The organism is Paeniclostridium hominis, assembly GCF_014306135.1.
Classification (GTDB): domain Bacteria; phylum Bacillota; class Clostridia; order Peptostreptococcales; family Peptostreptococcaceae; genus Paraclostridium; species Paraclostridium hominis.
The window spans coordinates 685575-711354 of the sequence record NZ_JACRWD010000001.1 but is presented as its reverse complement, the minus strand read 5'-3'; the positions used below and the strand labels follow the sequence as shown (position 1 = coordinate 711354).

Below are 25780 nucleotides of genomic sequence, written 5' to 3'. Positions count from 1 at the left end.
ACATATATTATTATATAATTATTTTTTTGTAGAATCAAGTAATTTTAATTAATATATGATAACTTTTTCTCAACTTATTTTTAGTAATTAATTGAATATATATTCTTTTATTTTTTAATGCAAAGATATAAAACACTTGACTTTTTTAATTAGTTTTCTTACTTTATTGCAATTTATTTTTCTTATTATTCATTTTTTAAACAATAGATAACATTTTCCTAAACTTTAGATATTGTTTTATGTGTTGATTTATTTTCTTTTTTATTATATAATTTTTAAAAATGAATTTTATTTATATCATAATTTCTTTTTTAAGAATTTAATAAATTATATTTACTTAGGAGGGATTAATTTGAATATTTTTAACAACATAGTTTTATCATTAAATAATTTTTTATGGTCCTATGTTTTAATTGTCTTATTATTAACATTAGGTATTTATTTTACATTTAAAAGTAAATTTGTTCAATTTAGATACTTTAAGGAAATGATAAGGCTTTTAGGTGCACCTTCAGCTTCTGATAAGGAAAAAGGTCAGGTATCTTCTTTCCAAGCCTTTTGTATAAGTACAGCATCTAGAGTTGGTACAGGAAACATTGCAGGTATTGCAATTGCGATTACATTAGGTGGGCCTGGTTCTGTATTTTGGATGTGGTTAGTAGCTTTAATAGGTGGAGCCTCAAGCTTTGTCGAGTCTACACTTGCTCAAATATACAAAGTTAAGGATGAAGAAGGGTTCAGAGGTGGACCTGCTTACTATATAGATAAAGGACTTAATAATAAATTTTTAAGTATTGCTTTTTCTATACTTATAACAATAAGCTTTGGATTTGTTTTTAATGCAATACAGTCAAATACAGTCACAGAAGCTTTTAGAGCTGCCTTTGGTGTTGATAAAATACTTATAGGTGTAATACTTTCGGTATTAACAACTCTTGTAATATTCGGAGGGGTACATAGAGTTGCTAAAATATCTGAAGTTATAGTTCCTATATTTGCAGTAGGTTATATATTAGTTTCACTATTTGTAATAGCTATTAATATAGATAAATTACCTGATATTTTTAAACTTATTATAGAAAATGCCTTTGGATTAAAAGCTATAGCTGGTGGTGGTATAGGTACAACTATAATTATGGGTGTAAAAAGAGGTTTATTCTCTAATGAAGCTGGTATGGGTAGTGCACCTAACGCTGCTGCTGCTGCAACAACATCTCACCCAGTTAAGCAAGGTCTTGTTCAAGCCCTTGGAGTATTTACAGATACTCTAGTTATATGCAGTTGTACGGCATTTATAATATTATGTAGTGATTATGCATCTGCTAATTTATCTGGAATTCAATTAACTCAATTTGCCCTATCTTCTCAAATAGGAGTTATAGGAAATTACTTTATAGCTATTTGTACATTCTTATTTGCATTTAGTTCTATAGTAGGTAACTATTACTACGGTCAATCAAATATAGAGTTTATAAGTACAAGTAAAACTATATTAACATCATATAGAGTATTAGTTGTAGCTATGGTTATATTTGGTTCTTTAACTGCAGTTGATATAGTTTGGAACCTTGGAGATTTATTTATGGGATTTATGGCAATTATAAATCTTTACGCTATAGCTAGACTTAGCAAATTTGCTTTCTTAGCTTTAAAAGATTATACTAATCAAAAAAAATCAGGTATTAAAGAACCTGTATTTAAATCATCATCTATAGATGGATTATCTGGTACTGAGTGCTGGGAAGATTAGAATTTAATTATAAATGAATCTAAAAAAGGATTAACACTAATATATCAGTGTTAATCCTTTTTTATTTAACTTAATTTAAAGATTCTTTTACCAAACCTTTTCGATATGCTAAAAGAAGTAATTTCAAATCATTTATGCTTTCAAGAATATCCTTACCTATATCTGTATCTCTTATATATTTTCTATTTATATTTCTTTCTACAATAGATGTTGTAGATAATATATCTCTTTCTTCAAGTATTACTTGCTCTGTAGTTGTAAAATGTTGATGTGATACTAATTGAAGACTATATGAGTTATATATTAATGTATATCCAGAGATACCAGTTTTTTGTTGATAAGCCCTTGAAAATCCACCATCAATAGCTATTAATTTTCCATTTGCTTTTATTGGATTTTCACCTTTTTTGCATTCAACAGGTACATGTCCATTTATTATATGTGATTCTTTTTTATCTAATTCAAATTCTTCAAATATCATATTGCACATATTTTCAGTATCTCTTAGCTTAAAATATGTATTTTTATTTTCTTTATGAGTCTCTTTTTCATTAATAAAATAGCGTTCAAATGTAGTCATATCATCTTTTCCAAATAAAGGAGATGCACACCCTGTCCATAAATACCACATTATATCCATTCCATACTCTTTTTGTTTATTCCCTTCTCTATAAAGATATCCTTCTCTAGCTAGTGAATCAAATTTATCCATTAAAGATTTCCCGCTATATTCAACATTATCTATTACAAACTTTTTAAAACTTCCATCTTCATTTAAAGGAATACATCCATGGAATAATAAATTAGAATTACATTTAAGATATATACTTCCTTTTGAGAATAAGAATGAAGTATGTTTTTGAAGTTTTTCACTATTTACGAAAGATGATTTTAATTTTTCTATAACAATTTCTTCTTCTTTAGTCAACTTACAAGGATCTTTAGGATCTATAGTTGGGAAATTACTATCTTTAAGTTTATATTCTTTTCCATTTATATTTATAGTAGACGTTTCATAATTTATTTTGTTTAATAAACATCTATGATCCATTTCAAATTCAGGTCTTCTTTTTATTACTTCATTTTCCAATTTGAACTGAATTATAGATATAGCTTTATGCATTTTTGCTATTAAAGATATTTCATTTTTGTTATACTCACCCTCTGATATTTTAGGTAAAAAAGCTTTACATGGATCATCTTTATATACATTTAAAGCAAATGTAGCAAGCGGTAAAATATTTATTCCATAGATATCTTCAACTATATCTAAATTAGCATACCTAGCTGATATTCTAAGAGCATTTGCGATACATACCTTTTGTCCAGCTGCTGCCCCCATCCATAAAATATCATGATTTCCCCATTGAATATCCACACTATGATAATCCATAAGAGTGTCTATTATTATATCAGGTCTTGGTCCTCTATCATAAATATCTCCAATTATATGTAATCTATCTATAACTAATCTTTGAATCAATTTCGATATAGCTATTATAAATTCTTTAGATCTATCTATTTCAATTATAGTATTTATAATTTGTTGGTAGTATTTTTTCTTATGACCAATGTTACAATCTGTGTTTAAAAGTTCTTCTATTATATATGCAAACTCTTTAGGAAGATACTTTCTAACCTTATCCTTAGTATATTTAGTAGACGCATATCTGCATAAATCTACTATTCTATGAAGAGTAACTCTATACCAATCATTTATATTCTTCTCTTCCTTTAATACTATATCTAATTTCTGTTCTGGGTAATAAACTAAAGTTGCTAAAGTTTTTTTCTCACTTTCCATAAGTGAATCCCCAAATAATTCTTCTATTTTTCTTTTAACTACACCTGAACCATTTTTTAATACATGAACAAATGGCTCACTTTCTCCATGTATATCTGATAGAAAATGTTCTGTACCCTTAGGTAGATTTAATATTGATTCTAACTTAATTATTTCTGTTGATGCCTGAGATATAGTAGGATACTGTTTAGAAAGTAAATTTAAATACTTTATGTTATCTCTGCATATTTTTTCTGATATTTCCGCGCTCATTTTTTCACCCCTAAATCTTAACTATTTATTATGTATTTAATTATACCATAGACTTGTTTAGTTATATAAAACTAAAAAGCAAGATTTTTTTATCTCGCTTTTTTTATAAAATTAACAAATCTATTTTTTATTTGTTCTATACCTTCTTTAATTTCAGTAATATTTAATAAAATACTTAATATTAAATAAATAACTGCTCCTACTAAACTACATACAATTAATCCTATTAATATTAAATATTTTTCCTTATGTATAAAATTCTCTCCTATTATAAAAATAAAATCGTATAAATATTTTACAATTACACCCATAATTATAGATGCTATTAAAGTTTTTAAAAATGTATTTATACTACTTTTAATACCCAGTCTGCCTACTTTACGTCTTAAAGATATTATAAGTAAAATAGCCCCAAATATAACAGATATAGAGGATGATAATGCAAGCCCACCTATTCCCATTTTTTTAATTAGTATAATTGAAAAAATTATATCAATAAATACTGCTGCCATGGCATTTTTTACAGGTGTCTTTGTATCTTGTAAAGAATAAAATCCTCTTGAAACTATATCTCTTATTCCAAAAGCCACCATACCAAAAGAATAAAACATTAATGAAGTTGATGTTAAATATGTATCTTTTGCATCAAATGATCCACCTTCAAATAAAAAACTAACTGTAGGTGTTGAAAATATAATCATTCCTATCATAACAGGTACCATTACAATTATAACTATATTTATACATCTTATTAAACTCCACTTAAAAGCCTTTATATTATTTTGACTAGCAAATTTAGAAAGCATAGGATACATAACAGTAGAAATAGATATAACAAGTACTCCTACAGCAAATATATTTAATTTATTAGCATAATTAAGAGCTGTTATACTCCCTGTATCTAATGTAGAAGCTAGTGTTCTATTTATAACACTATTTATTTGATTTACATATGATCCTAAAAACACAGGTAAAATTAAATAAATTATATTTTTTACATTTTCATCTTTTATGTCAACATTTAATTTATGCTTATAACCACTTTTTTTAAGAAATGGTATTTGAAATAAAAGTTGAGCTGCATACGCAAGTAAAGTTATCCATACCATTACATATGAATTCGTAAAACTTCCTATTATTATAGCCAGTATACATATTATATTAAATGGAATTGTAACTAATCCTGATATATAAAACCTTCCATTTGCTAATAAATAAGATGATACTAATCCATTAGTTGCTATAAAAATTATAGAGATTATAAGTATTTTAGAAAATCTAGTTGTAATTTCTAATTCTTCACCCTTAAATCCCATAGCAAAAATTTTCACTATATACGGTGTAAATATACTTCCTATAATTATTGTAAATATACTTAAAATTATTACTATATTTAAAACATTACTTGTAAATTTATTTACTTCGTCCTGTCCCTTTTCTGTTTTTATTTTAAAAAACATCGGAATATAAGTTGTCCCTAATGATGCACTTATTCCTGTAAATAGTACAACTGGTATATTAAGTGCAGTTATATAAGCATCAGTTATAATACTTGCTCCAAAGCTTTTTGCCAATATTATATCTCTAAGAAATCCTGTTACTTTTGATATCAATGTTATAATCATTAATATTACTGCTGATTTTTTAGCCTTTGACATATACTGTTTCCTTCTTTCTTTTATATAGAGCTTTAAATTATAATAAGGGATGCATAAAGCATCCCCTTTATTATACATTTTTTATAATTTTTTTACCACAACATCCACAAAAGTTTGAATCATAGTCTATATCACTTAAGCAGAATTCACATTTTATTGTATCTTTATTTTCTTCTATTTTTTTGCCACACTTGCAACAAAAATTACTATCAACATCTAATACATTCCCACATTCACAAATTTTTTCTTTTTTTAAATCTATATTGCTAACTTCCATAGTAGATTCATATATAGTTTTATCTATTTCAGGTATATTTTTAAATAATTCAACTAAATCTTTTTCAACTATTTCATCTTTCCTTACTTTTTCATAAATATACATTCCTGCATTTATAAAAATTTTAAGTTTATCATTTTGAGCTTTGTTTATAATTTTATTTAATTTATTTATTTCTCTTATATTTTCAACTTTTTCTTTACTTTTATTTATTGCATTTTTTATATTGTTCATGCTAACTCTCCCATTTAAAGCTTTTATTCTTTATTAAGCTTATATCCTAAATATAATATTGCGTAGCTGTATAAAAAAGATATAACAATCCCCACAACGACACTAGAACCTATATATGAATATCCTCCATAATTTTGAACTTCTAATAACGATAAACTACCACTTGTATCTATTTTACTTAAGTAAATCGTGCATCCTATAACAATGGAATATACTAAACTAAAATATTTTATAACACCTTTATTTTTAAATTTATTTTTAATATCATATCCAGATACTATAAGTATTACTAACGTTAATAGTATTATAGCATATATAAATAATTTCATACTTTCATGAACATACAAACTTACATCCCCTATATTAAATATAGATATAATTGTATTTGATATGACTATAGGTACAAAATTAACTAGCTGTAATAAATAAATAGATAACTGTGTTAATTTAATAAAAATAGCTAAATCTTTATTGTCTCCAAATATATTAGTTGAAAATAAACTTATTGTTAAAAATACCAATACTATTAAATACAATACTCCTATTGTCTTTAACGCCTTATTTATAACTTTTAATTTGTTATTTTTAGGTTTTAATTTGTTAAATAAAACCATATATGTAGGTAAAAAGGATATTATTATTCCGTTTAATATACTTTTTATAAAGCTATATTTTATAGCTATAGACATACTATAATATTCACTAATAGGCGACATTATGTATTTTCTCCCTAATATTGAAACAATCCCTAAAATTAATCCGTATATAATACTTAATATAATTGAATCTTTAATTATATTTTCTTTATCTATACAATCTTTTTTTATAAATATAGTACTAGACAAAACTACACAAAGTATAGGAACTATCGAATATATAATAATCCCCATACTTATATTGATATTTGCTACTCCCATAAAAGAATTTACTAATACATTAATAGGTATCAAATTAAGTCCTAATGCTATACTAAACGGATTTAAATACTCATTAATATCTAATCCCATTGCTCCTATCATAATTTTTACAAACCCAGATATAACTATTAATAATATAATAGAACCCATAGCTGTTAATAATTTATTTCTGATATTTATTTTTTCTAAATATCTCTTTATATTCAATTTTATATTCACATCTTTTTCTACACTATTTAAGTTATTATCTGTATATTCCTTAACTTTTGTTATATTAGTTAAATCATTTCCACAACTTTTACAATATATACTATTTTTATTTTCTGATTCACCACATTTAGAACATGTTTTTTTATTTCCAAATTCTATATTAATATTTTCTAAATTAGTTAAATCTCGTCCATCTAATTTACAATAATTTTTACAGCCAAAATTATTTAAACCGCAATTTTCACAACTCATATCTTTCCTCCATAGTTTAAAAATAGCCTTAAGATAATCTTAAGGCTATTATTTATAACTATATTATATCAAAAGGATTTAAATTTACATCACTTTTTACAATATCTATATCAAAATTTTCGTTTATATAGTTAAACATTATATCTGCAAAGACTTTTTCGGTATCAAAATGTCCGCAATCTATAACCTTCATCCCCATATCTAATGTATCTTGTGCATCATGATATTTCATATCTCCAGTTATAAGTACATCACATCCAGCTTTATAAGCTTTTTTTACCATATCAGCTCCAGAGCCTGTAACTATAGCAATTTTAGATACCTCATCATTTAAATTTCCAACCACTCTTAGATATTTCATATCTAATTTATCTTTAAGTATCATGCCTAAACTTTTAAAAGTAATATTTTCTTTTAATTTTCCATATCTTCCAAGCCCTAAAGATTCCCCTTTATTTTCTAACTTATATAAATCATATGCTACTTCTTCATAAGGATGAGCTTTTATCATAGAACTAATTACTTTATCTAAAATTTTTTGAGGAACTATAGTTTCTATTTTTACCTCATGAACACTTTCTAAAGCTCCTTCTTGTCCTATATAAGGATTAGCACCCTCACAAGGTTTAAATCTACCTTCTCCTTCTGTGGTAAACGAACAATCTTTATAATTTCCTAAATGTCCAGCTCCTGAATTTCCTAAAGCTATTCTTACATTATCTATATGAGTTTTAGGAACATATACAGCTAATTTATATAAAGTTTCACTTTTAGTTTTATCTAGTATTTTGACATTTTTAAGTTCTAACATATCTACAAAATAATCATTTAACCCATCAAATGCAATATCAAAATTAGTATGCATAGAATATATAGATATATCATTTTTTATTAATTTATGTATTAATCTTCCCTTTAAATCAGAAGTATTAACTTTATTAATTTTAGAAAAAATAAATGGATGATGAGTTATTATTAAATCCATATTTTTATTTATAGCTTCATCTACTACACTTTCATTTGCTTCTAATACAACCATTACTTTTTTTATATCTCTATCATAATCTCCAACTATAAGACCTACATTATCCCAATCATATGCTAAATTAAGAGGATATTTTTCTTCTATCTTTTTTATAAAAGTCTTAAGTTTCATTATATCAACCCCTTAAGTTTTTTTATAGTATTTATAGTACTATTTCTTTTAGCTTCTATTGAAGATCCATTTTTACCTTCTAATTTGCTTATTATACCTTCATAAGAATTAATCTTTTTATTTATAAACTCATTTAAAAGTTTATCATTATTTTCTATTAACTTACTACCAATTTCATAATATATATCATCACTAACTTCAGTATTTTTCCCTGTGTATTTAGCCACAATTATTTCATATATTCTAAAATCTTCTTTTACTAAAACTTCGTTTAATATTTCATATCCATTATTATAAAGATACTTTCTAAGTTCATTTTGTGCTTGCATCGGTTGAAGTATAAGTTTTTCTACAGTTTGAGAAACACTTTTTTTAGCTTCTAAAAGTTCACTTATTAAAATTCCACCCATACCAGCTATTATAACTTCATCTACCTCATTTTGATTTAAAACTTCAAGCCCTGAACCTAATCTTAAGTCTACTTTATCATCTAATTTATTATGTCTAACTTCTTTTTTTGCATTCTCTAAAGGTCCTTTATTAACATCAGCTAATATTGCATAGTCTATTTTATTATTATTTAAAAGATAAACAGGTATATATCCATGATCAGTTCCTATATCTGCTATTTTTTTCCCTTCATCCACAAGGCTTGCTATTTTTAATAATCTATCTGTTAATTTCAATTTTTATTGTCCTTTCATATATATTTTTGTATATATAAAAATTCGCCTATTATAGACGAATTTTTATATTAATCTAAGTAATCTCTAAGTTTTTTAGATCTACTTGGATGTCTTAATTTTCTTAAAGCCTTAGCTTCTATTTGTCTTATTCTTTCTCTTGTTACATCAAACTCTTTACCGACTTCTTCAAGAGTTCTAGCACGTCCATCTTCAAGTCCAAATCTTAATTTTAAAACTTTTTGTTCTCTTTCATTTAATGAACCTAAAACTTCTTCAATTTGCTCTTTTAATAAAGAATAAGCTGCTGCTTCTGCAGGTGCTGGAGCGTCATCATCTGGTATAAAATCTCCTAAATGACTGTCTTCTTCTTCTCCTATAGGAGTTTCTAATGAAACAGGATCTTGAGCAATTTTCATAATTTCTCTAACTTTATCTTCAGTCATATCCATTTCTTTTGCGATTTCTTCAGGTTTTGGATCTCTACCTAATTCTTGTAGTAATTGTCTTGATACTCTTATTAATTTATTTATAGTTTCAACCATATGAACAGGTATTCTTATTGTTCTTGCTTGGTCTGCTATTGCACGAGTTATGGCTTGTCTTATCCACCAAGTCGCATAAGTACTAAACTTAAATCCTTTTGTATAGTCAAATTTTTCTACAGCTTTTATAAGACCTAAGTTACCTTCTTGTATTAAGTCAAGAAATAACATGCCTCTTCCAACATATCTCTTAGCTATACTTACAACTAATCTTAAGTTTGCCTCAACTAATCTTTGCTTAGCTATTTCATCACCTTCATGCATTCTTCTTGCAAGTTCCGCTTCTTCATGAGGCTTAAGTAAAGGTATTTTACCTATTTCTTTTAGATACATTCTCACTGGATCATCTATACTTATACCTTTAGGTAAAGTTAAATCTATTTGCTCTATTTCCATAGTGTTTTCTTCTTTAGACATATCATCATCGATACTATCATCTATATCTATATCCATATCATCTGAACTAAACTCTATATCTACATCAGCTTTTTCTTCTTTTTTCTGTATTACTTCTATACCTAAGTTTCCTAATGTTTCATATAAATTTTCAACTTGATCTTTATCAAGTTCAGTTTCTGAGAAAGCTTCCATTATCTCCATAAGGGTAAGACTTCCTTGTTTTTTACCTTTTTCTATAAGTGATTTTGCTGTTACTCTTTTAGACTCTTTTTTTGGCGCTTTATTTTCCATGCTCAATCCTCCCTTCATCTATATTTTTTGCAATATTTTTCTTAATTCAACTATTTTTATAGCAATTTCCATAACCTGTACATCTACCTCTTTCGCATTTGAATTATCATTAATTTTATTTGATTCCAATTCTTTTTGCTTCTTTAATAAATTATCTATATCATTTTGAAGCTTGTTTCTTTTCACTTTTTTTATTATCTCTTCTATACTTTTATCATCATTTAAATTTATATTTTCTAATTTTAAAGAATATAAATTGTTAAGATATTCTTCGGATAAGTTTAAACTTTTCAATTTGTCAATAGTTATTTTATCCAATTCTTCATTTTTAATTATAAATTTTAAAATTTCTTTATTTTCTTTTAAAATAAAATTATCTTCATCCAACTTAAGGCCTAATAATTTTCTTACTTCTTTACTTTCAAGCAGCACTCTTATTAAAGTTTTTTCTATAAGTTCATTACCATTATTTATTATTTTAGGTCTTTTATAAGCATTTTCATCTCTTTTTATATTTCTATCATTTTTATATTTTTCATTATATTTAGGTTTATAATTTTTACCGTATATTTCTTGTTTTAAAGATTCTACACTAATTTTACTTTCTGAACTTAAAAAATTTATATAATAGTCTATATCTACAGGACTTTTTAAAGTTTTTATTATTTTACTAGACTCTTTAGTGAACTTTAATCTTTCTTCATCTTTTGATATATCATAATTTTTTTTACATTTAATAATTTTATATCTTATATAATGAATAGCCTCTTTTATAGATCTTTGATATTCACTCAATCCATATTTCCTTATAAATTCATCTGGATCTTTGACATCTTTTAAGTCTAATATTTTTACATTTATACCCGAACTAGTTAATATATCTATAGCTCTTAATGTGGCTTTAACACCTGCATCATCTGAGTCATAAGAAATTATAACTGTATCTACATATCTTTTTAATAAATTCCCTTGTTCTAAAGTAAGGGCAGTTCCAAGTGTAGCACAAACATTTCTTACTCCATATTGATATAAAGATATTAAATCCATGTATCCTTCTACAAGTATCATGGTTCTATCTGATATATTTTTTCTAGCAAAGTTAAGTCCATATAAATTATACTTTTTATTAAAGGCTAGTGTATCAGGTGAATTTAAATATTTAGGAAGAGAATCATCAAGAACTCTTCCTCCAAATCCTATAACATTTCCTCTATAGTCAAATATAGGGAAAATTACTCTATTAATAAATCTGTCATAATATTTATTTCCATCTTTTTTATATGTAACAAGCCCACATTCAACAAGTGTCTCTTTATCATAACCTTTATCGATTAAATAATCCATAAGATTAGTCCATGCCTTAGGTGCATATCCTAATCCAAATTTTTTTATTATTTTATCGTCGAGACCTCTTTTTCTTAAATATTCATACCCATAATTCTTTTGTTTAATTAAGTTTGAAAAATAATATCTAGCAGCTTCTGTATTTAGATCTTGAAACTTCTTTATTTTTTCCATCCTGATTTTAGATTGCTCATCCATATTTGTGTTTATTTCTACTCCACAATCTTTAGCTAATAACTTGACTGCATCCATAAATTCAAGATTTTCAATTTTCATAATGAAGTTTATTACATCTCCACCTTCACCACATCCAAAACACTTATATATTTGTTTTGATGTGTTTATATAAAATGAAGGTGTTTTTTCTCCATGAAACGGGCATAATCCTTTGTAATTTGCTCCCGATTGCTGTACTTTAATGTAGTCTGATATCACCTTAACTATATCAGATCTAGACTTTATTTCTTCTATTTTATCTTTTATATCATTCATATTATCACCTTCTGGTGTAATTTTTTTAACATTACTATTTTACAATATATTAGAAATTTGTCAAATGTTCATTATACATAATTCGACTTTTTTTATCCAATTCCTTCTTTTTTTATAAAAATTTTTTTAAATTTTAATGTTTTATCAAAGTTTTTCTATATAAAAGTGTTACTTTAATATTTTGTATAATATTTATAATTTCAATACTACATTTTAAAATTATTTATTTTCAAAAAATAAAAGAGGCAATAAGCCTCTTAAAATTTTATAATTTTTTTATACTATTCATTAAATCCTCAAATTCTTCAAAATGAAGTGATTGACCTCCATCTGATAAAGCTTCATTTGGATTTGGATGAACTTCAACCATTATTCCATCAGCACCTGCTGCAAATGATGCAATAGACATTGGTTTAACTAGATACCTTACCCCAGTTGCATGACTTGGATCTACTATTATGGGTAAATTAGTTTCTTTTTTTATTATAGGAACTGCAGCTATATCTAAAGTATTTCTTGTGTAATCATTATAAGTTCTTATACCTCTTTCGCACATAATTATATTACTATTTCCGCCTATAGCAATATACTCAGCAGCTCCTATCCATTCTGATATAGTAGAACTTATCCCTCTTTTTAACATTACAGGTTTATCTTGCTTTCCAACTTCACTTAAAAGAGTAAAGTTTTGCATATTTCTAGATCCTATTTGTATTATATCCGCAACTTCGTATACTTTTTCTAAATCTCTAGCATCCATAAGTTCTGTTATAACAGGTAAATTAGTTTCTTTCTTTACAGCTTTTAATATTTCAAGCCCTTCTTCTTTTAGCCCTTGAAATGAATTTGGTGAAGTTCTTGGTTTATATGCTCCACCTCTTAATACATTTGCACCTTTTTGTTTTACAAATTTTGCAGTTTCTAAAAGTTGATCATAACTTTCTATAGCACAAGGCCCTGCCATTATGATTTTATCTTTTGGCATTTCTAAATTTTTAGTTATTTTTATATTTAAATTCTTATCAAATAAGTTTTTTTTCATTACCTATAAACTCCTTTACTTCTTCTCTTTCCTCAGTCGTCAAAGATTTTAGGTACTCATTTATACTTACATTATCTATTTTTAATTTATCATTTAAATCTATAAGTGGTATTAATACAAATGCTCTTTCCTTAATTCTTGGATGAGGAATTTCTAGATTTTCTTCTTGTAAAATTATATCATTAAAAAATAATATATCAACATCTATAGTCCTTGGCCCCCATCTTATTTTTCTTTCTCTATTTAGTTTTTTTTCTACATCTTGGCATACATGTAAAAGATCTTTTGGATTTAGGTCAGTTTCTATCTCTACGCACATATTTAAAAAATCTGCTTGCTCAGTATATCCCCAAGCCTTAGTTTCATATAACTTAGACTTTTTGGATATTTTTATATTGCTATGAGAGTTTAATATGTTTAAAGCTTGATTTAAATAGTTTAATCTATCACCTATATTAGTTCCTAGACCTAAATAAGATTTATTCATTTCTCTTTCTCCTTATTTCTACACCAAAATAATCGTATATGCCAGGCACTGGAGCTTCAGGTTTTTTTACTCTAACCATAACTTCTTGTATTAAAGTAAATTTTTCAAAAACTTCTATAGCTATATTTTCAACTAGTGCTTCTAATAGATTAAACCTCTTATTTTCAACTATATCCTTAACTACTTCATAAACTTCTCCATAACTTACTGATTTGTTCATATCATCAGTTATTCCAGCTTCTCTAGTATCTAAGTATAACTCCATATCAATAAAAAACTTTTGACCTAATATACCTTCTTCTTTAAAAACTCCATGATATCCATAAAACCCCATATTATTTAATAGTATCTTATCCATAATAACCCTACTTTCTATATATAGCATCTGCAACCTTAATAGCTCTTAAATTTTCTAATACATCATGAACTCTTACTATATCTACACCATCTTTTATTCCTATAACCGTAGTAGCTATAGTTCCTTCAACTCTGTCTTTAGGTTCTAAGTTCAGTATATTTCCTATCATAGATTTTCTAGATGTTCCCAAAAGTATAGGATATCCTAATTCTTTTAATTCACCCAGTCTAGACATAACCTCTATATTTTGTTCAAATGTTTTTCCAAACCCTATACCTGGATCTAGTATAATTTTTTCATCACCTATACCAGCATCTTTTGCTATTTTTATACTTTCTATTAAAAATTCTTTTATAGATTCCATTATATCTTTATCATAATCAGTTCCATCTTGGTTATGCATTATACAAACATATGCATTATATTTTGCTATAGTACTTGCCATTTTAGGATCTTTTCTAAGACCCCATACATCATTTATTAAATCAGCTCCAAGTTTTAAACTTTCATTTGCAACCTCAGCTTTATAAGTATCAATAGATACTTTCACATTTAAATTTTCCTTTAAAGCTTTTACAACAGGTAAAACTCTTTTTAATTCTTCATCTGCATCTACTTTTTTATGACCTGGTCTAGTAGATTCTCCTCCTAAATCAATTATATCTGCACCTTCATCTATCATCTTTTTAGCATGATTTAATGCAGTTTCTAAATCAGTATAACTTCCTCCATCAGAAAAACTATCTGGAGTTACATTTAAAATACCCATTACATAAGTTTTTTTACCATAATCAAACATGTAATCTCTCCTATCTCATATTTATTAAACTCATAGCCTCCGCTCTTGCTGCTATATCTTTTTCAAATATACCTCGTACTGCTGAAGTTATAGTTTTTGAACCAGGTTTTTTAACACCTCTCATAGTCATACACATATGCTCAGCTTCTAAAACTACAATTACTCCATATGGTTTTAATTCTTTCATTATTATATCTGCAGTCTCTTTAGTTATTCTTTCTTGAAGTTGTGGTCTCTTTGCCAAATCTTCTATCACTCTAGCAAGTTTAGAAAGACCTGTTAATCTACCCTCTTTTGGTAAGTAAGCAATATGTGCTTTACCAAAGAAAGGAACTATATGATGCTCACAACATGAATAAAATGGTATATCCTTAACTAATACCAATTCTTCATGCTCTTCAGATTGAAAAAGTGTTTTTAAATGTTCACTAGGATCTTTATGTATTCCCGAAAATATTTCTTCATACATTTTTGCAACTCTACTTGGAGTATCTACTAATCCTTCTCTATTCGGATCTTCCCCTATAGCTTCTAATATATCTTTTACAGCATTTTCTATCTTTTTTTTATCTACATTATACATATAACCAGCCCCCCTAATTTAATATTTTGTATTTTAAAGTTTATACTGCTAAAAAAATACATATTCATATACTTTTTTAAGATTATTGTATTCATAACCTTTATAAACATCTTTTGCCAATCTAAATAAGTCTTTTTCATTTTCACTTAAATATTTAAACAATTTTTTGTCTTTAGGTATCCATTTTCCATTTTTAATAAAGTATCCTCTTATTATATCTTTTAGATATATATTAGTCAAAAATTCATATTCATAATTTTCAAAATCAGTTTTATTATGTAACCTAGATATATTGTCATATATAGTATTTTTTAATACTAACATTTCATCTTTAGATATTTTTTCAGGACCTTCATAATACTTAAGTTTTGATGAATTTATAAGTTCATATGCTATATTTTTTTTATCATATATAATTTTTGCATCTTTCATTTCTTTTATAAAAAAATACTCTTTATTTTCTATCATCATTTTTGCATATTCTATAGAAAATTTATTTATATCAAATTCAATTCCATTTAATATCTTTATATCTCTTATTTGATTTTCTATTTGGTGTGAAATTATAAATAAATCAATATCTTTTATTTTCAAATCTTCATTTTCAAAATTAATGTTTTTACTAGATCCAACTAAGAATAAAGCAATGACATCTTCATTATTGATAATAGAATTTAATTGTTCTTTATATATATTTGAAAAATTTTTTATCATTTTAAGTTTCTCCACAAAATATCAAAAACATTATTATAATCATCAAACTTAATATCATTTATATGTGTAACTTTCATAGCACCCATTAAACTATTACTTACAAAACAAAAATCGAAATTGCTAATATTATTTATTTTTATATCAGATTCTACTATATTAATTTCTAATTCTTCACACAACTTCTTAATCCTTCTTTTCATTATCCCATTTAATATTGGTAATTCTTTATTTGGTGTATATATTTGTCTATCTTTTATAAAAAATATATTACTCATAGAACATTCTAGTATTGTATTTTCAGTATCTAAAAATATTGCATCATCGAATCCATTTTTTACTGCATATTGTTTTGTATATATATTTTCAAAATAATTCGTTGTTTTATGTTTATATAAAATACTGTCTCCACGTTTTATTGGAGATATTGATAATTTAAAACCTTTTTCATGCATATTTTCATCATATATTATATCTCTTGTAGATATGTTGTAACCTTCATCAAATAAAGTTAATCTTAATGCTTTATTGTCTATGTTATTTTCTTTTATATACTCCAATAATATTGTTTTTATATTATCTTTTTCTTCTTTTATATTTATATTTAAATCTTTTATAGATTTATATATTCTGTCTAAGTGCATATCTAAATACTTAGGTACACCTTGTTCAATTTTTATAGTTTCAAATAATCCCATACCAAATTTGCTTAATTCACTTTCAAAAGATACTTTATTCTTCATAATAACCTCTTAAAGCTTTCATTATTGATTTTGCTTTATCTAATGTCTCTTGATATTCATCCTCTGGATTTGAATCCCAAGTTATCCCTCCACCTACTTGAAAATATATATCTTCATCTTTTTTTATTAAAGTTCTTATGGCTATATTTAAATCCATATCTCCATTAAAACCTATATAACCTATAGATCCTGTATATACGTTTCTTTGAGTAGGCTCTAATTCATCTATTATTTCCATAGCTCTTATTTTAGGAGCTCCTGTTATAGATCCTCCTGGAAATGTTGCTTTTATCAAATCTATACAATCCAAAGAGTCTTTTAACTCTCCTGTAACTGTGGATACTAAATGACTTACATTAGCATATGGTTCTATAACGAATAATTCTGGAACTTTAACAGTGCCTATTTTTGATACTTTTCCTAAATCATTTCTCTCTAAATCAACTATCATAAGTAACTCAGATTTATCTTTTTCACTATTTCTTAGTTCTTCTTGTAAAGCAATGTCTTCTTCTATAGTGTTTCCTCTCGGTCTTGTTCCTTTTATTGGTCTTGTTTCTATCTTTTTATCTATACACTTTATGAATCTTTCTGGCGAATTTGATAGTATTTGATATCCTTCAAAATTTAAAAATGCAGCAAAAGGCGCTTTGCTGACATCTCTTAATCGCTTATACAGATTATAACTTGATAAATTTGTTTTTCCACTAAATCTCTGAGTTAAATTTGCTTGATATATATCACCTTGTCTTATATATTCTCTTACTTTGTCAATAGATTTTATATATTCTTGTTTTTTAAAGTTAGATGTTAATTTTATTATATTTGCTTCTTCATCACTGTCCTTACTATCTTTTTTAGCGCTAAGTATAATGCATTCTATTTCATTTATAATATTTTTCTCTTTTTCTTTATCTATATCTGGTGTTGCTATGTAAGTTTTATTTTCTAAATGATCTATTACTATAACAAAATTATAAAATCCAAAATACAAATCATATACATTAGTATCATCTATAGCCGTTCTAGGCAAGTTCTCAATATAATTACCTATGTCATAAGACAAATACCCTACAGCTCCTCCTATAAACGGCAAATCTGTTTTATTTTCAACTTTATATTTAGATAATTTTTCTTTTAAATCATCTAATGGATTATTCTTAGTATTTTTCAATTTTACAATATCAAATGGTCTAGAGCTTATAAAGGAATATCTACCTAATTTTTTTTCATCCATGCCACTATCTAATATAAAACTATTTTCTTCATCTTTAAATAAAGTATATATTTCAAATGCATCTAAATTAGTATGTATCTGTTTTAGCATATATTTTCCTCCTTACATTCTCTAGATTTATTTATAAAGTTTTTAAGTATATCATGTCCTTGTTCTGATAATATAGCTTCTGGATGAAATTGTACACCTTCTATATTATAGTTTTTACACTTTATACCCATAATTTCATCATCTATAGTTTTTGCCGTAATTTCAATTTCATCAGGTAAAGTTTTTTCATCTATTATAAGTGAATGATATCTAGTTACATTTAATGGATTATTAAGATTTTTAAATACACCTTTATTTGTATGTTTTATTGAGTGAACTTTACCGTGTACTGGTTGGTTTGCCTTTACTATACTTGCTCCAAATGCATGTCCTATTATTTGATGTCCTAAGCATATACCAAGTATAGGTTTCTTGCCTTTAAAATTATTAACAATGTCTACACATATCCCTGATTCTTTTGGAGAACATGGACCTGGTGATAAAACAATAATTTCAGGATTAATACTTTCAATTTCTTCTATAGTTATTTCATCATTTCTTTTTACTAATATTTCTTCTCCTAATTCTCCTAAAAATTGGACTAAATTATAAACAAAAGAATCATAATTATCTATCATTAATATCATAAAATACCCCCTCTACATTAATAAATTACATACTGATTTATTTTTAATAACATTTATTTTACTACAATTTAATTATATATTTCTTAAGAAATCAATGTCAATATGTACGTTTTTGATGAAATTATCAACAATATGCTATGTATATTTATTAGTATTAAACAAACACTATTATTGAGCATATTATCTATTACTTTATGTATTTTTAGGAGGTTATAATATGAATAAATATATTATAGTAAGATCCGATACAAAATCTATATCATCTCCAATGTCTAAAAAAGAAGCCTTAAAAACCCTTAAGTATTATGGTAGACAAGGCATATCTTACTTGATAATATCTGAAAATAAATTTACAAATTATAATGTCTTAAAAAATTAAATATATAAAAAAGGAGCTAATTAGCTCCTTTTCATCCATCTATACCCTACATTATAATACTTTTCTTTTTTTCCTTTTTTGCTTCTAACATCTATAAGTTCATTTATTTTTTCAATATAACTTTCATCATTTGTAAGCCTTATTAAACTAGTTAAATAATATGCATTTGTACTTTTGGGTATTTTTTTGTTTATGACTAAGTCTATAGCTTTTTTAGCTGCATCAAAGTGTTTTAGATGTGTATGCCCTTTTTCAAACTCTTTTTTCGTATTGTAAGCTATATAACCTTCTTTAACCTGAAATATTATAAACTCTTTTCTTTCATATATTTTATTATACATACACTTCATCCTTTTTAGAAATAGTCTTATTATATAATATTAAATTTTTGAAAAAAGTTTATATATTTACTAATAATTTTTATTTTAATTATAAAGTTCTGATACTGTTACAAATTTATAACCTCTTTTTTGCATTTCTGGTATAAATATATCCAATGCTTCTACAGTATTATTTGTTGCATAGTCATGAAGCAAAATTATATCTCCATTTTTAACATTATCAATTATAGTATTTGCTATGTTTGAAGCACCAGGATTTTTCCAATCTTTTGCATCTACAGTAGTCCATAATACTACTTTATATCCATGTTTTTTAGCTATATTTGCTAAATCACTTTCCTTGTAACTTCCATATGGAGGCCTAAATAATTCAGGTTTTTTTCCTGTTAATTTAATTATTACTTCTTCACATTTTATTATTTCATTTTCTAATTGAGATGTGCTTAAATTTGATATATCCGGGTGATTAAAGGTATGATTTCCTATCTCATGACCTTCTTTGCTAGCTCTAACAAGTGGTTTGCTATACCAATTAGCATGCTTTCCAGCTATAAAAAAAGTTGCTTTTACATTATGTTTTTTTAATACATCTAAAACTTCTTCAGTTTCTTTTGGATGTGGTCCATCATCAAAAGTTATAGCTAAATATTTTTTATCTCTTGGACCATTTTTTAGGAAAATTTGCTCATTTTTGGTGCAAAATGTTTTCGTTGGGATAGCTACTATAAAAAATACAATTATTAAAATTACTGAATATAACTTATACTTTGTAATTTTCATATTTATACTTCCTTTCATGATGTCAATTTATTCACTGTAAAAATTTTGAGTATAATATATATTATAATGCCCACCAAAACTTACTCCTACTCCTAGATTCTCATAATCTCCTAAAATATTTTTTCTATGACCTAAAGAGTTCATCCAAGCTTCATGAGCATATATAGCGCTTATTTGTCCTGCTGCTATATTCTCACCAGCTAAACTGTATATTATATTTTGTTTTTTCATTCTATCAAATGGAGTTTCATTTTTTTTATTAACATGGTCAAAATAATTTTTATCCCTCATGTCTATACTATGCATTAATGAACTTTTACTAGCTTTTTCACTAAATTCTAATCTAGTTAACCCTTCTCTATCTCTTACACTGTTTGTAAGATCGATTATTTGTTTTTCAAAACTTAACTTAAGTTCTTCACTGTATTTTGGATATATATCCTTTACTTTTTCTTCTATTCTTTTATCTATAATTTGATAAGATGTAACTTTATTATCGCAATGTAAATCGTAAAATACAGTTATATATTTATTATCTTTTATAAAAATATCGAATTGATTTTTAGATTCTATTATAAACCTAGTATTTCCCTTTTTTTTATATTCTATAGGTTTATAATTTTCTCGTACATATTTTAATTTATCTTCTAATTTAATATCTCCCATTTCAATAGAATTTATCGAATTGCTATATAATCCAACAACTTTATCATCTTCTATTCCAACCATAACAAAATTATTTTTAAACCTATTATAAACATACCATGTAAAACCATACTCACTATAATCTTTTCTATCAGGTGGTCCAATTTTATTTATTACACTTGATTGACTATCTCCAATTTTTATGTCATAGTATTTTTTTATATTTTGATTTTGTATCATTATAGTTTCCTTAGATTTATTTAAATTTAATTTTTCACTATCTTTATATACCATAATATGTGTCGTTATTAGTAATATAAATATTAATAAATATAATATTTTTTTCAATTTATCACTTCCTTATTACAAATTGACTTTTTATAGCTTTTTAAATTATATACATTTATTAATACTTATATTCTTATAGAGAACTATAAATTTACACAATAAAATAGACCAATCTAAGTAAGATATGGTCTATTTTATACCTGATATAATCTCATCTAAACTTTTATTAAATATAATGGGTTTATCAAACTTCCAATTACCTTGATAGCATATATCATTTTCTATGTAGAAAGTTCCATAACCATGTTTTTTACCATGTCTAAATTCACCTACATATTTTTTATTGTCTGCCCATATGTATATGCCTTTACCATGTGGTAGGTTATTTTTAAACTCTCCTTCATATATAATTCTCCCATTTTCATCATAGCAAGTTCCTATACCATCCATTTTACCATGTTTAAATTCACCTATATACATTCCTCTATTTTTCCACGTATACATACCATGACCTTCTTTTTTGCCATGTTTCCAATGTCCTAAATACTCATCATCACTAACGTAGTGCATCTTTCCTATTCCATCCATTAAATCTTCTTTCCATTGACCTGTATACACACATCCATTAGGCAATTCACATGTACCATTTCCATCTTTCATATCATTTTTAAAGTGACCTACATATTCTAATTCTTTTCCACTTTCTTGAAAAAATTTATAAGTTCCTTTCCCTTCCATTTTCCCATCTATAATTTTTCCTATATATTCATCTCCATTATAAAATGTGTGTATTCTACCTGAAGGTTTTTTATTTGAATTATTTATATTTGAAACACTTATAACTTGTCCACCCTCTAGTGCTAATGATTCTTGTTGGCAGTGTGATGATCTCTTTGATATAAATTTATTAAAAAGACTTATACGTTTTATTTCTTTTTCTATGCTATATATAGTTTTTCTATATGTTTCTATTAAATCCTTATTATTTTGTTCTGTATTCATATAACTACCCCACTACTTTCAAATTATACACTTATATATTACTATTATATATTAAATTTCTACTTTTTTTCCATAATTTCAATAAATTTTAAGATTTTTATATGTCTAATTATAACAATAAAGCATACTAGAAATCTAGTATGCTTTATTGTTATAATTGTTTTTCACGATTCACATTAATCAATACGTTCCGCTCCAAGTAAATAATGCGTACATTATAATAATTTTTATTTTAGACTATAGAGAGGTTTTTGTAATCTATGTATACTATAGCCAATCCGATAGTTAAGTAAATCTAAATATGATATATAAATATATCATATTTAATATTTTATCTATAAAATTATTTTTTATTCATGTTTATAGAAATTTTTCTTTAAATCCTCTACCCTTAACTTCATTTACATCATTTACAGATATAAATGATTTTTTATCATGTCTTAATGCAATCTCTTTTATTTTAGGTATTTCACTAGATGCAACTATACAATATATTATTTTTTTCTTTTCATGAGTATATGCACCTTCTGCTTCAATTAATGTAACACCTCTTATTAATTCTTTCATTATACTCTTTGATATTTCTTCACTTTTATTAGATATTAGCATTACAGATTTCTGAGAATTCATAGCATCTTTAACTATATTCATAGAATATAAGTTAAAAAACATCCCTATTAATGTATAAAGCCCTAATTCTAATCCAAATAATGAAGATCCTAGACATACAATTAAAAAATTCATAAAAAGTCCAGTATCCTTCATAGGTATATTTTTTTTAATCTTAAGTATTGCTGCTATTATATCTGTACCACCTAACGAAGATTTTGCCTTAAACACCATACCTAAGCCTATTCCACCTAGTATACCACCATAAACTGTTTGTAGCAATAAATCATCTACAGCTATATAATCTCCAACATTTTGAGTAAAACCTAAAATAGTTGAAAATAAAACCATATTTATTAAACTTGTTATACAAAATTGTTTTTCTAAAAATATGAATCCTAAAATAAATATAGGGATATTTATTAAAAATGATAAAACCCCAATATTTATATTGCTAACATAGTTTAATGCAACAGATAAACCTGCAACTCCTCCTCCTAATAGATGTGCTGGCTTTAAAAATCCATTAATACCTATCGATGATATAGTAATACCGACTATTATAAATAAGTACCTTAGTAGTATATTCTCTTCTAAAGTATTTCTTACCTCACTCATTATAGTTCTCCCTTCAAAAACAATTATTTAACTTTATTATTTTATAAAGTTTATTAATATAGGTATTAAAATTACAGTTATTGTACCTGATATACCTATAGCTAATCCACTCATAGCACCTTCAATTTCACCTAACTCTAAAGCTTTTGTTGTTCCTAATGCATGTGATGCTGTTCCAAGTGCAATACCTTTTGATACGGGGTGTTTTGTATTTATAATTTTAAAAAGAGGTATTGCTATCATTCCACCTATTATTCCTGTTAATATTATTGCCACTATTGTTACGGATTCTATCCCTCCTAAAGTAGATGTTAATGATATTCCCATAGGTGTTGTTATTGATTTTCCTAATAAAGAATCCATTATCAATTTATCAGATCCAATTAGTTTACTTATAACTACAATACTTGAAAAAGAAACTAAAACTCCAGTCGTTATACCTATTATAATTTCATAGAAATGTTTTTTTAGTAAATTATATTGCTTATATAAAGGTAATGCTAATACTATAGTTACAGGTCCTAAGAAAAAGTTTATAGAATCTCCCCCTAATTTATAGCTATTATATGGTATATTGCATACTTTTAAAAATACTATTATTCCTAAAATAGCTATTAGCAATGGATTAAATATAGCCATTTTAGTTTTATTTTGAATATATGAACCAATACTGAAAAATAATATAGTAATTACTATTCCAAATATAGGTGTTTGTAATACGTTATACATGCCACTAACCTCTCTTACTCTTTATTTTTATCATCTGTTCAACAACTATAGCTGTTACAATCATTACTAAAGTAGTACTTATTAATATTGTTGCAGCTAAAACTAATATATTTGAGCTAATTAAACCTAAAGAACTTATAAGTGAAACCCCTGCAGGGACAAAAAATATAGCCATGTTATCTAGAAAAAAATTGCTAAGTTCTTCTATTGAATCGACTTTTACAACTTTAGATTTTAATAATACAAATAATATAATCATACCTATTATACTTCCAGGTATAATAATTATATTACTTAAAAACGAACTAATGTATTCTCCTATGGCCCATATTGTAAAGATTAAGGCCAGCTGTCTTAATAATTTCATCTACTTTTCTCCTAAATTTATTTTTTTATTTTTTGCAAAATTAAAGGGATATTTTTAATCCCCTTTAACTTCCTTATATATATTACTACTATATCCTTGTTTTTTCAAACTTAATTTTCCTAAATTTATAGCTTAATTTATTAAAATATCTCCATTTTTATCTATGTAGTTATTATTATCTCCATCAATTATCTGTGCATACCCATTTTCAAAATCCGAAACCGATTTCAACGTTGGCAATATTTTTATTTTTCCTTCTTTATTTAAAAATCCCCATAATCCACCTTTTGGCACACACATCCCCCTAGTTAATGAACTCGAACCTATATTAAACCTAGCTAATCCATCATTAAATTCGCAAGCATAATCAAATATCGGTTCAATTACTATTTCACCAAAAGTATTTATGTATCCCCACTTTTCATTTATACATACTGGTGCTAATCCTTCACTAAAAGATTTCGCTCTATCAAATTTAAAATCGATAATCCTATCTCCATTTACATTTATATATCCCCACTTATCATTAACTCTTATTCCTGCTATACCTTGTGAAAAATCAGTTGCTATATCAAACTCAGGTTTTATAACGAAATCTCCATTTTTATTTATATATCCATATTTATTTTTGTTTTCAACTAATGCTAATCCTTCATTAAATTTATTAACATAACTAAATTTAGGCTCTATTGCTATATGTCCATCTTTATTTACATATCCCCATTTTTTATTTAACTTAACTCCAGCCATTCCTTCATTAAAATTTGCAGCTGATTCATATTTAGCATTTATTACTTCATTTAAATTTTTATCTAAAAAACCATATTTCCCATTAATTTTAATCCTTGATAATCCTTCACTAAAATCTGATGCACTATCTAAATGCAAAAATATATTATTATATCCATGTTCATCTAAATATCCAAAGACCCATCTTACAGATTTGTTTATACGTTTTATATATGTTACAACACAATATCCATCTCTAAATCTCTCAGATACATATTTAAACTTAGGTTTTATTTTTATGTTATTATTTTCATCAATAAATCCATATTTTCCATTTCTTAATATAGGGAGAAATAACTTTTTATCTACCATCTCTGACCTCCTTTTTATAA

The 25780-nt window shown here is 25.7% G+C and carries 27 protein-coding genes; 2 read left to right on the top strand and 25 right to left on the bottom strand.

Annotated elements, in window-relative coordinates:
* Positions 1-352 precede the first annotated feature (352 nt).
* A complete protein-coding gene (locus H8891_RS03405) occupies positions 353-1750 on the top strand; it encodes an alanine/glycine:cation symporter family protein (protein ID WP_187005192.1) in 1398 nt (465 codons plus the stop codon).
* A 70-nt stretch (positions 1751-1820) separates the two neighbouring features.
* Here the strand turns inward: H8891_RS03405 and H8891_RS03400 are convergent, their stop codons facing one another.
* From H8891_RS03400 to H8891_RS03320, 17 genes are all read right to left on the bottom strand, one after another.
* Positions 1821-3806 (bottom strand): fructose-1,6-bisphosphatase, encoded by a 1986-nt coding sequence (locus H8891_RS03400; protein ID WP_187005191.1) that lies wholly within the window; start codon positions 3804-3806, stop codon positions 1821-1823.
* An 89-nt stretch (positions 3807-3895) separates the two neighbouring features.
* Complete coding sequence (gene murJ, locus H8891_RS03395) at positions 3896-5464, bottom strand: murein biosynthesis integral membrane protein MurJ (RefSeq protein ID WP_187005190.1); 1569 nt, start codon at positions 5462-5464, stop codon at positions 3896-3898.
* Between the two features lie 70 nt (positions 5465-5534).
* Positions 5535-5975 carry a zinc ribbon domain-containing protein gene (locus tag H8891_RS03390; protein ID WP_187005189.1) on the bottom strand — a complete coding sequence of 147 codons (441 nt, stop codon included), beginning with the start codon at positions 5973-5975 and terminating at the stop codon, positions 5535-5537.
* A gap of 23 nt (positions 5976-5998) precedes the next feature.
* On the bottom strand, positions 5999-7354 hold the full coding sequence (locus H8891_RS03385) for a zinc ribbon domain-containing protein (protein WP_187005188.1): 1356 nt from the start codon (positions 7352-7354) through the stop codon (positions 5999-6001).
* A 58-nt stretch (positions 7355-7412) separates the two neighbouring features.
* Positions 7413-8510: a Nif3-like dinuclear metal center hexameric protein gene (locus tag H8891_RS03380; protein WP_187005187.1), complete on the bottom strand. Its 1098-nt coding sequence runs from the start codon at positions 8508-8510 to the stop codon at positions 7413-7415.
* On the bottom strand, positions 8510-9196 hold the full coding sequence (locus H8891_RS03375) for a tRNA (adenine(22)-N(1))-methyltransferase (RefSeq protein WP_187005186.1): 687 nt from the start codon (positions 9194-9196) through the stop codon (positions 8510-8512). Before H8891_RS03375 ends, H8891_RS03380 begins: the two co-directional genes overlap by 1 nt.
* 68 nt (positions 9197-9264) lie before the next feature.
* On the bottom strand, positions 9265-10428 hold the full coding sequence (rpoD, locus tag H8891_RS03370) for an RNA polymerase sigma factor RpoD (protein WP_187005185.1): 1164 nt from the start codon (positions 10426-10428) through the stop codon (positions 9265-9267).
* 18 nt (positions 10429-10446) lie between these two features.
* Positions 10447-12264 carry a DNA primase gene (gene dnaG / locus H8891_RS03365; protein WP_187005184.1) on the bottom strand — a complete coding sequence of 606 codons (1818 nt, stop codon included), beginning with the start codon at positions 12262-12264 and terminating at the stop codon, positions 10447-10449.
* Between the two features lie 265 nt (positions 12265-12529).
* A complete protein-coding gene (aroF, locus tag H8891_RS03360; RefSeq protein ID WP_187005183.1) occupies positions 12530-13306 on the bottom strand; it encodes a 3-deoxy-7-phosphoheptulonate synthase in 777 nt (258 codons plus the stop codon).
* Positions 13287-13793, bottom strand: a complete 507-nt coding sequence (gene folK, locus H8891_RS03355) for a 2-amino-4-hydroxy-6-hydroxymethyldihydropteridine diphosphokinase (protein WP_187005182.1) — start codon at positions 13791-13793, stop codon at positions 13287-13289. Before folK ends, aroF begins: the two co-directional genes overlap by 20 nt.
* A complete protein-coding gene (gene folB / locus H8891_RS03350; RefSeq protein WP_147545023.1) occupies positions 13786-14151 on the bottom strand; it encodes a dihydroneopterin aldolase in 366 nt (121 codons plus the stop codon). The genes folK and folB overlap by 8 nt, the downstream gene beginning before the upstream one ends.
* A gap of 7 nt (positions 14152-14158) precedes the next feature.
* The gene (gene folP, locus H8891_RS03345) at positions 14159-14950 is read right to left on the bottom strand and encodes a dihydropteroate synthase (protein WP_187005181.1); all 792 of its coding nucleotides are present in this window, start codon (positions 14948-14950) and stop codon (positions 14159-14161) included.
* Positions 14951-14960: 10 nt separating this feature from the next.
* Complete coding sequence (gene folE, locus H8891_RS03340) at positions 14961-15533, bottom strand: GTP cyclohydrolase I FolE (RefSeq protein ID WP_147545027.1); 573 nt, start codon at positions 15531-15533, stop codon at positions 14961-14963.
* Between the two features lie 48 nt (positions 15534-15581).
* Positions 15582-16247, bottom strand: coding sequence for a hypothetical protein (locus tag H8891_RS03335; RefSeq protein ID WP_187005180.1), 666 nt, complete (start codon positions 16245-16247; stop codon positions 15582-15584).
* Complete coding sequence (locus H8891_RS03330) at positions 16244-16987, bottom strand: aminotransferase class IV (protein WP_187005179.1); 744 nt, start codon at positions 16985-16987, stop codon at positions 16244-16246. Before H8891_RS03330 ends, H8891_RS03335 begins: the two co-directional genes overlap by 4 nt.
* A complete protein-coding gene (gene pabB, locus H8891_RS03325) occupies positions 16977-18314 on the bottom strand; it encodes an aminodeoxychorismate synthase component I (RefSeq protein ID WP_187005178.1) in 1338 nt (445 codons plus the stop codon). The genes H8891_RS03330 and pabB overlap by 11 nt, the downstream gene beginning before the upstream one ends.
* Positions 18308-18901: an anthranilate synthase component II gene (locus H8891_RS03320; RefSeq protein WP_187005177.1), complete on the bottom strand. Its 594-nt coding sequence runs from the start codon at positions 18899-18901 to the stop codon at positions 18308-18310. Before H8891_RS03320 ends, pabB begins: the two co-directional genes overlap by 7 nt.
* Before the next feature lie 217 nt (positions 18902-19118).
* Between H8891_RS03320 and H8891_RS03315 the strand changes: the two genes are divergently transcribed.
* Positions 19119-19280: a hypothetical protein gene (locus tag H8891_RS03315; protein WP_187005176.1), complete on the top strand. Its 162-nt coding sequence runs from the start codon at positions 19119-19121 to the stop codon at positions 19278-19280.
* Positions 19281-19300: 20 nt separating this feature from the next.
* On the opposite strand, the gene H8891_RS03310 is transcribed toward H8891_RS03315, so the two are convergent.
* From H8891_RS03310 to H8891_RS03275, 8 genes are all read right to left on the bottom strand, one after another.
* Entirely contained in the window at positions 19301-19621 is a 321-nt protein-coding gene (locus H8891_RS03310) for a hypothetical protein (RefSeq protein WP_147545042.1), read from the bottom strand.
* An 84-nt stretch (positions 19622-19705) separates the two neighbouring features.
* Complete coding sequence (locus H8891_RS03305; RefSeq protein ID WP_187005175.1) at positions 19706-20401, bottom strand: polysaccharide deacetylase family protein; 696 nt, start codon at positions 20399-20401, stop codon at positions 19706-19708.
* 27 nt (positions 20402-20428) lie between these two features.
* Positions 20429-21394 (bottom strand): CAP domain-containing protein, encoded by a 966-nt coding sequence (locus H8891_RS03300; protein WP_243207752.1) that lies wholly within the window; start codon positions 21392-21394, stop codon positions 20429-20431.
* Between the two features lie 129 nt (positions 21395-21523).
* On the bottom strand, positions 21524-22336 hold the full coding sequence (locus tag H8891_RS03295; RefSeq protein WP_187005174.1) for an MORN repeat-containing protein: 813 nt from the start codon (positions 22334-22336) through the stop codon (positions 21524-21526).
* 360 nt (positions 22337-22696) lie between these two features.
* Complete coding sequence (locus H8891_RS03290) at positions 22697-23563, bottom strand: YitT family protein (protein ID WP_147545049.1); 867 nt, start codon at positions 23561-23563, stop codon at positions 22697-22699.
* Between the two features lie 36 nt (positions 23564-23599).
* Positions 23600-24292: an LrgB family protein gene (locus tag H8891_RS03285; protein WP_187005173.1), complete on the bottom strand. Its 693-nt coding sequence runs from the start codon at positions 24290-24292 to the stop codon at positions 23600-23602.
* 4 nt (positions 24293-24296) lie between these two features.
* The gene (locus H8891_RS03280) at positions 24297-24659 is read right to left on the bottom strand and encodes a CidA/LrgA family protein (protein WP_147545053.1); all 363 of its coding nucleotides are present in this window, start codon (positions 24657-24659) and stop codon (positions 24297-24299) included.
* 132 nt (positions 24660-24791) lie between these two features.
* The gene (locus tag H8891_RS03275; protein WP_187005172.1) at positions 24792-25760 is read right to left on the bottom strand and encodes a WG repeat-containing protein; all 969 of its coding nucleotides are present in this window, start codon (positions 25758-25760) and stop codon (positions 24792-24794) included.
* Positions 25761-25780: the final 20 nt, after the last annotated feature.

Bases quoted from the DNA above. Each gene is read 5' to 3' on its own strand.
- H8891_RS03310 (WP_147545042.1), bottom strand. From the start codon at position 19,621: ATGTATAATAAAATATATGAAAGAAAAGAGTTTATAATATTTCAGGTT.
- H8891_RS03290 (WP_147545049.1), bottom strand. From the start codon at position 23,563: ATGAGTGAGGTAAGAAATACTTTAGAAGAGAATATACTACTAAGGTAC.
- aroF (WP_187005183.1), bottom strand. From the start codon at position 13,306: ATGAAAAAAAACTTATTTGATAAGAATTTAAATATAAAAATAACTAAA.
- H8891_RS03400 (WP_187005191.1), bottom strand. From the start codon at position 3,806: ATGAGCGCGGAAATATCAGAAAAAATATGCAGAGATAACATAAAGTAT.
- folK (WP_187005182.1), bottom strand. From the start codon at position 13,793: ATGAATAAATCTTATTTAGGTCTAGGAACTAATATAGGTGATAGATTA.
- H8891_RS03380 (WP_187005187.1), bottom strand. From the start codon at position 8,510: ATGAAACTTAAGACTTTTATAAAAAAGATAGAAGAAAAATATCCTCTT.
- folB (WP_147545023.1), bottom strand. From the start codon at position 14,151: ATGGATAAGATACTATTAAATAATATGGGGTTTTATGGATATCATGGA.
- H8891_RS03295 (WP_187005174.1), bottom strand. From the start codon at position 22,336: ATGAATACAGAACAAAATAATAAGGATTTAATAGAAACATATAGAAAA.
- H8891_RS03385 (WP_187005188.1), bottom strand. From the start codon at position 7,354: ATGAGTTGTGAAAATTGCGGTTTAAATAATTTTGGCTGTAAAAATTAT.
- pabB (WP_187005178.1), bottom strand. From the start codon at position 18,314: ATGCTAAAACAGATACATACTAATTTAGATGCATTTGAAATATATACT.
- murJ (WP_187005190.1), bottom strand. From the start codon at position 5,464: ATGTCAAAGGCTAAAAAATCAGCAGTAATATTAATGATTATAACATTG.
- H8891_RS03335 (WP_187005180.1), bottom strand. From the start codon at position 16,247: ATGATAAAAAATTTTTCAAATATATATAAAGAACAATTAAATTCTATT.
- H8891_RS03280 (WP_147545053.1), bottom strand. From the start codon at position 24,659: ATGAAATTATTAAGACAGCTGGCCTTAATCTTTACAATATGGGCCATA.
- H8891_RS03390 (WP_187005189.1), bottom strand. From the start codon at position 5,975: ATGAACAATATAAAAAATGCAATAAATAAAAGTAAAGAAAAAGTTGAA.
- H8891_RS03320 (WP_187005177.1), bottom strand. From the start codon at position 18,901: ATGATATTAATGATAGATAATTATGATTCTTTTGTTTATAATTTAGTC.
- rpoD (WP_187005185.1), bottom strand. From the start codon at position 10,428: ATGGAAAATAAAGCGCCAAAAAAAGAGTCTAAAAGAGTAACAGCAAAA.
- H8891_RS03330 (WP_187005179.1), bottom strand. From the start codon at position 16,987: ATGAAGAATAAAGTATCTTTTGAAAGTGAATTAAGCAAATTTGGTATG.
- dnaG (WP_187005184.1), bottom strand. From the start codon at position 12,264: ATGAATGATATAAAAGATAAAATAGAAGAAATAAAGTCTAGATCTGAT.
- folE (WP_147545027.1), bottom strand. From the start codon at position 15,533: ATGTATAATGTAGATAAAAAAAAGATAGAAAATGCTGTAAAAGATATA.
- H8891_RS03305 (WP_187005175.1), bottom strand. From the start codon at position 20,401: ATGAAAATTACAAAGTATAAGTTATATTCAGTAATTTTAATAATTGTA.
- H8891_RS03275 (WP_187005172.1), bottom strand. From the start codon at position 25,760: ATGGTAGATAAAAAGTTATTTCTCCCTATATTAAGAAATGGAAAATAT.
- H8891_RS03285 (WP_187005173.1), bottom strand. From the start codon at position 24,292: ATGTATAACGTATTACAAACACCTATATTTGGAATAGTAATTACTATA.
- folP (WP_187005181.1), bottom strand. From the start codon at position 14,950: ATGTTTGATTATGGTAAAAAAACTTATGTAATGGGTATTTTAAATGTA.
- H8891_RS03315 (WP_187005176.1), top strand. From the start codon at position 19,119: ATGAATAAATATATTATAGTAAGATCCGATACAAAATCTATATCATCT.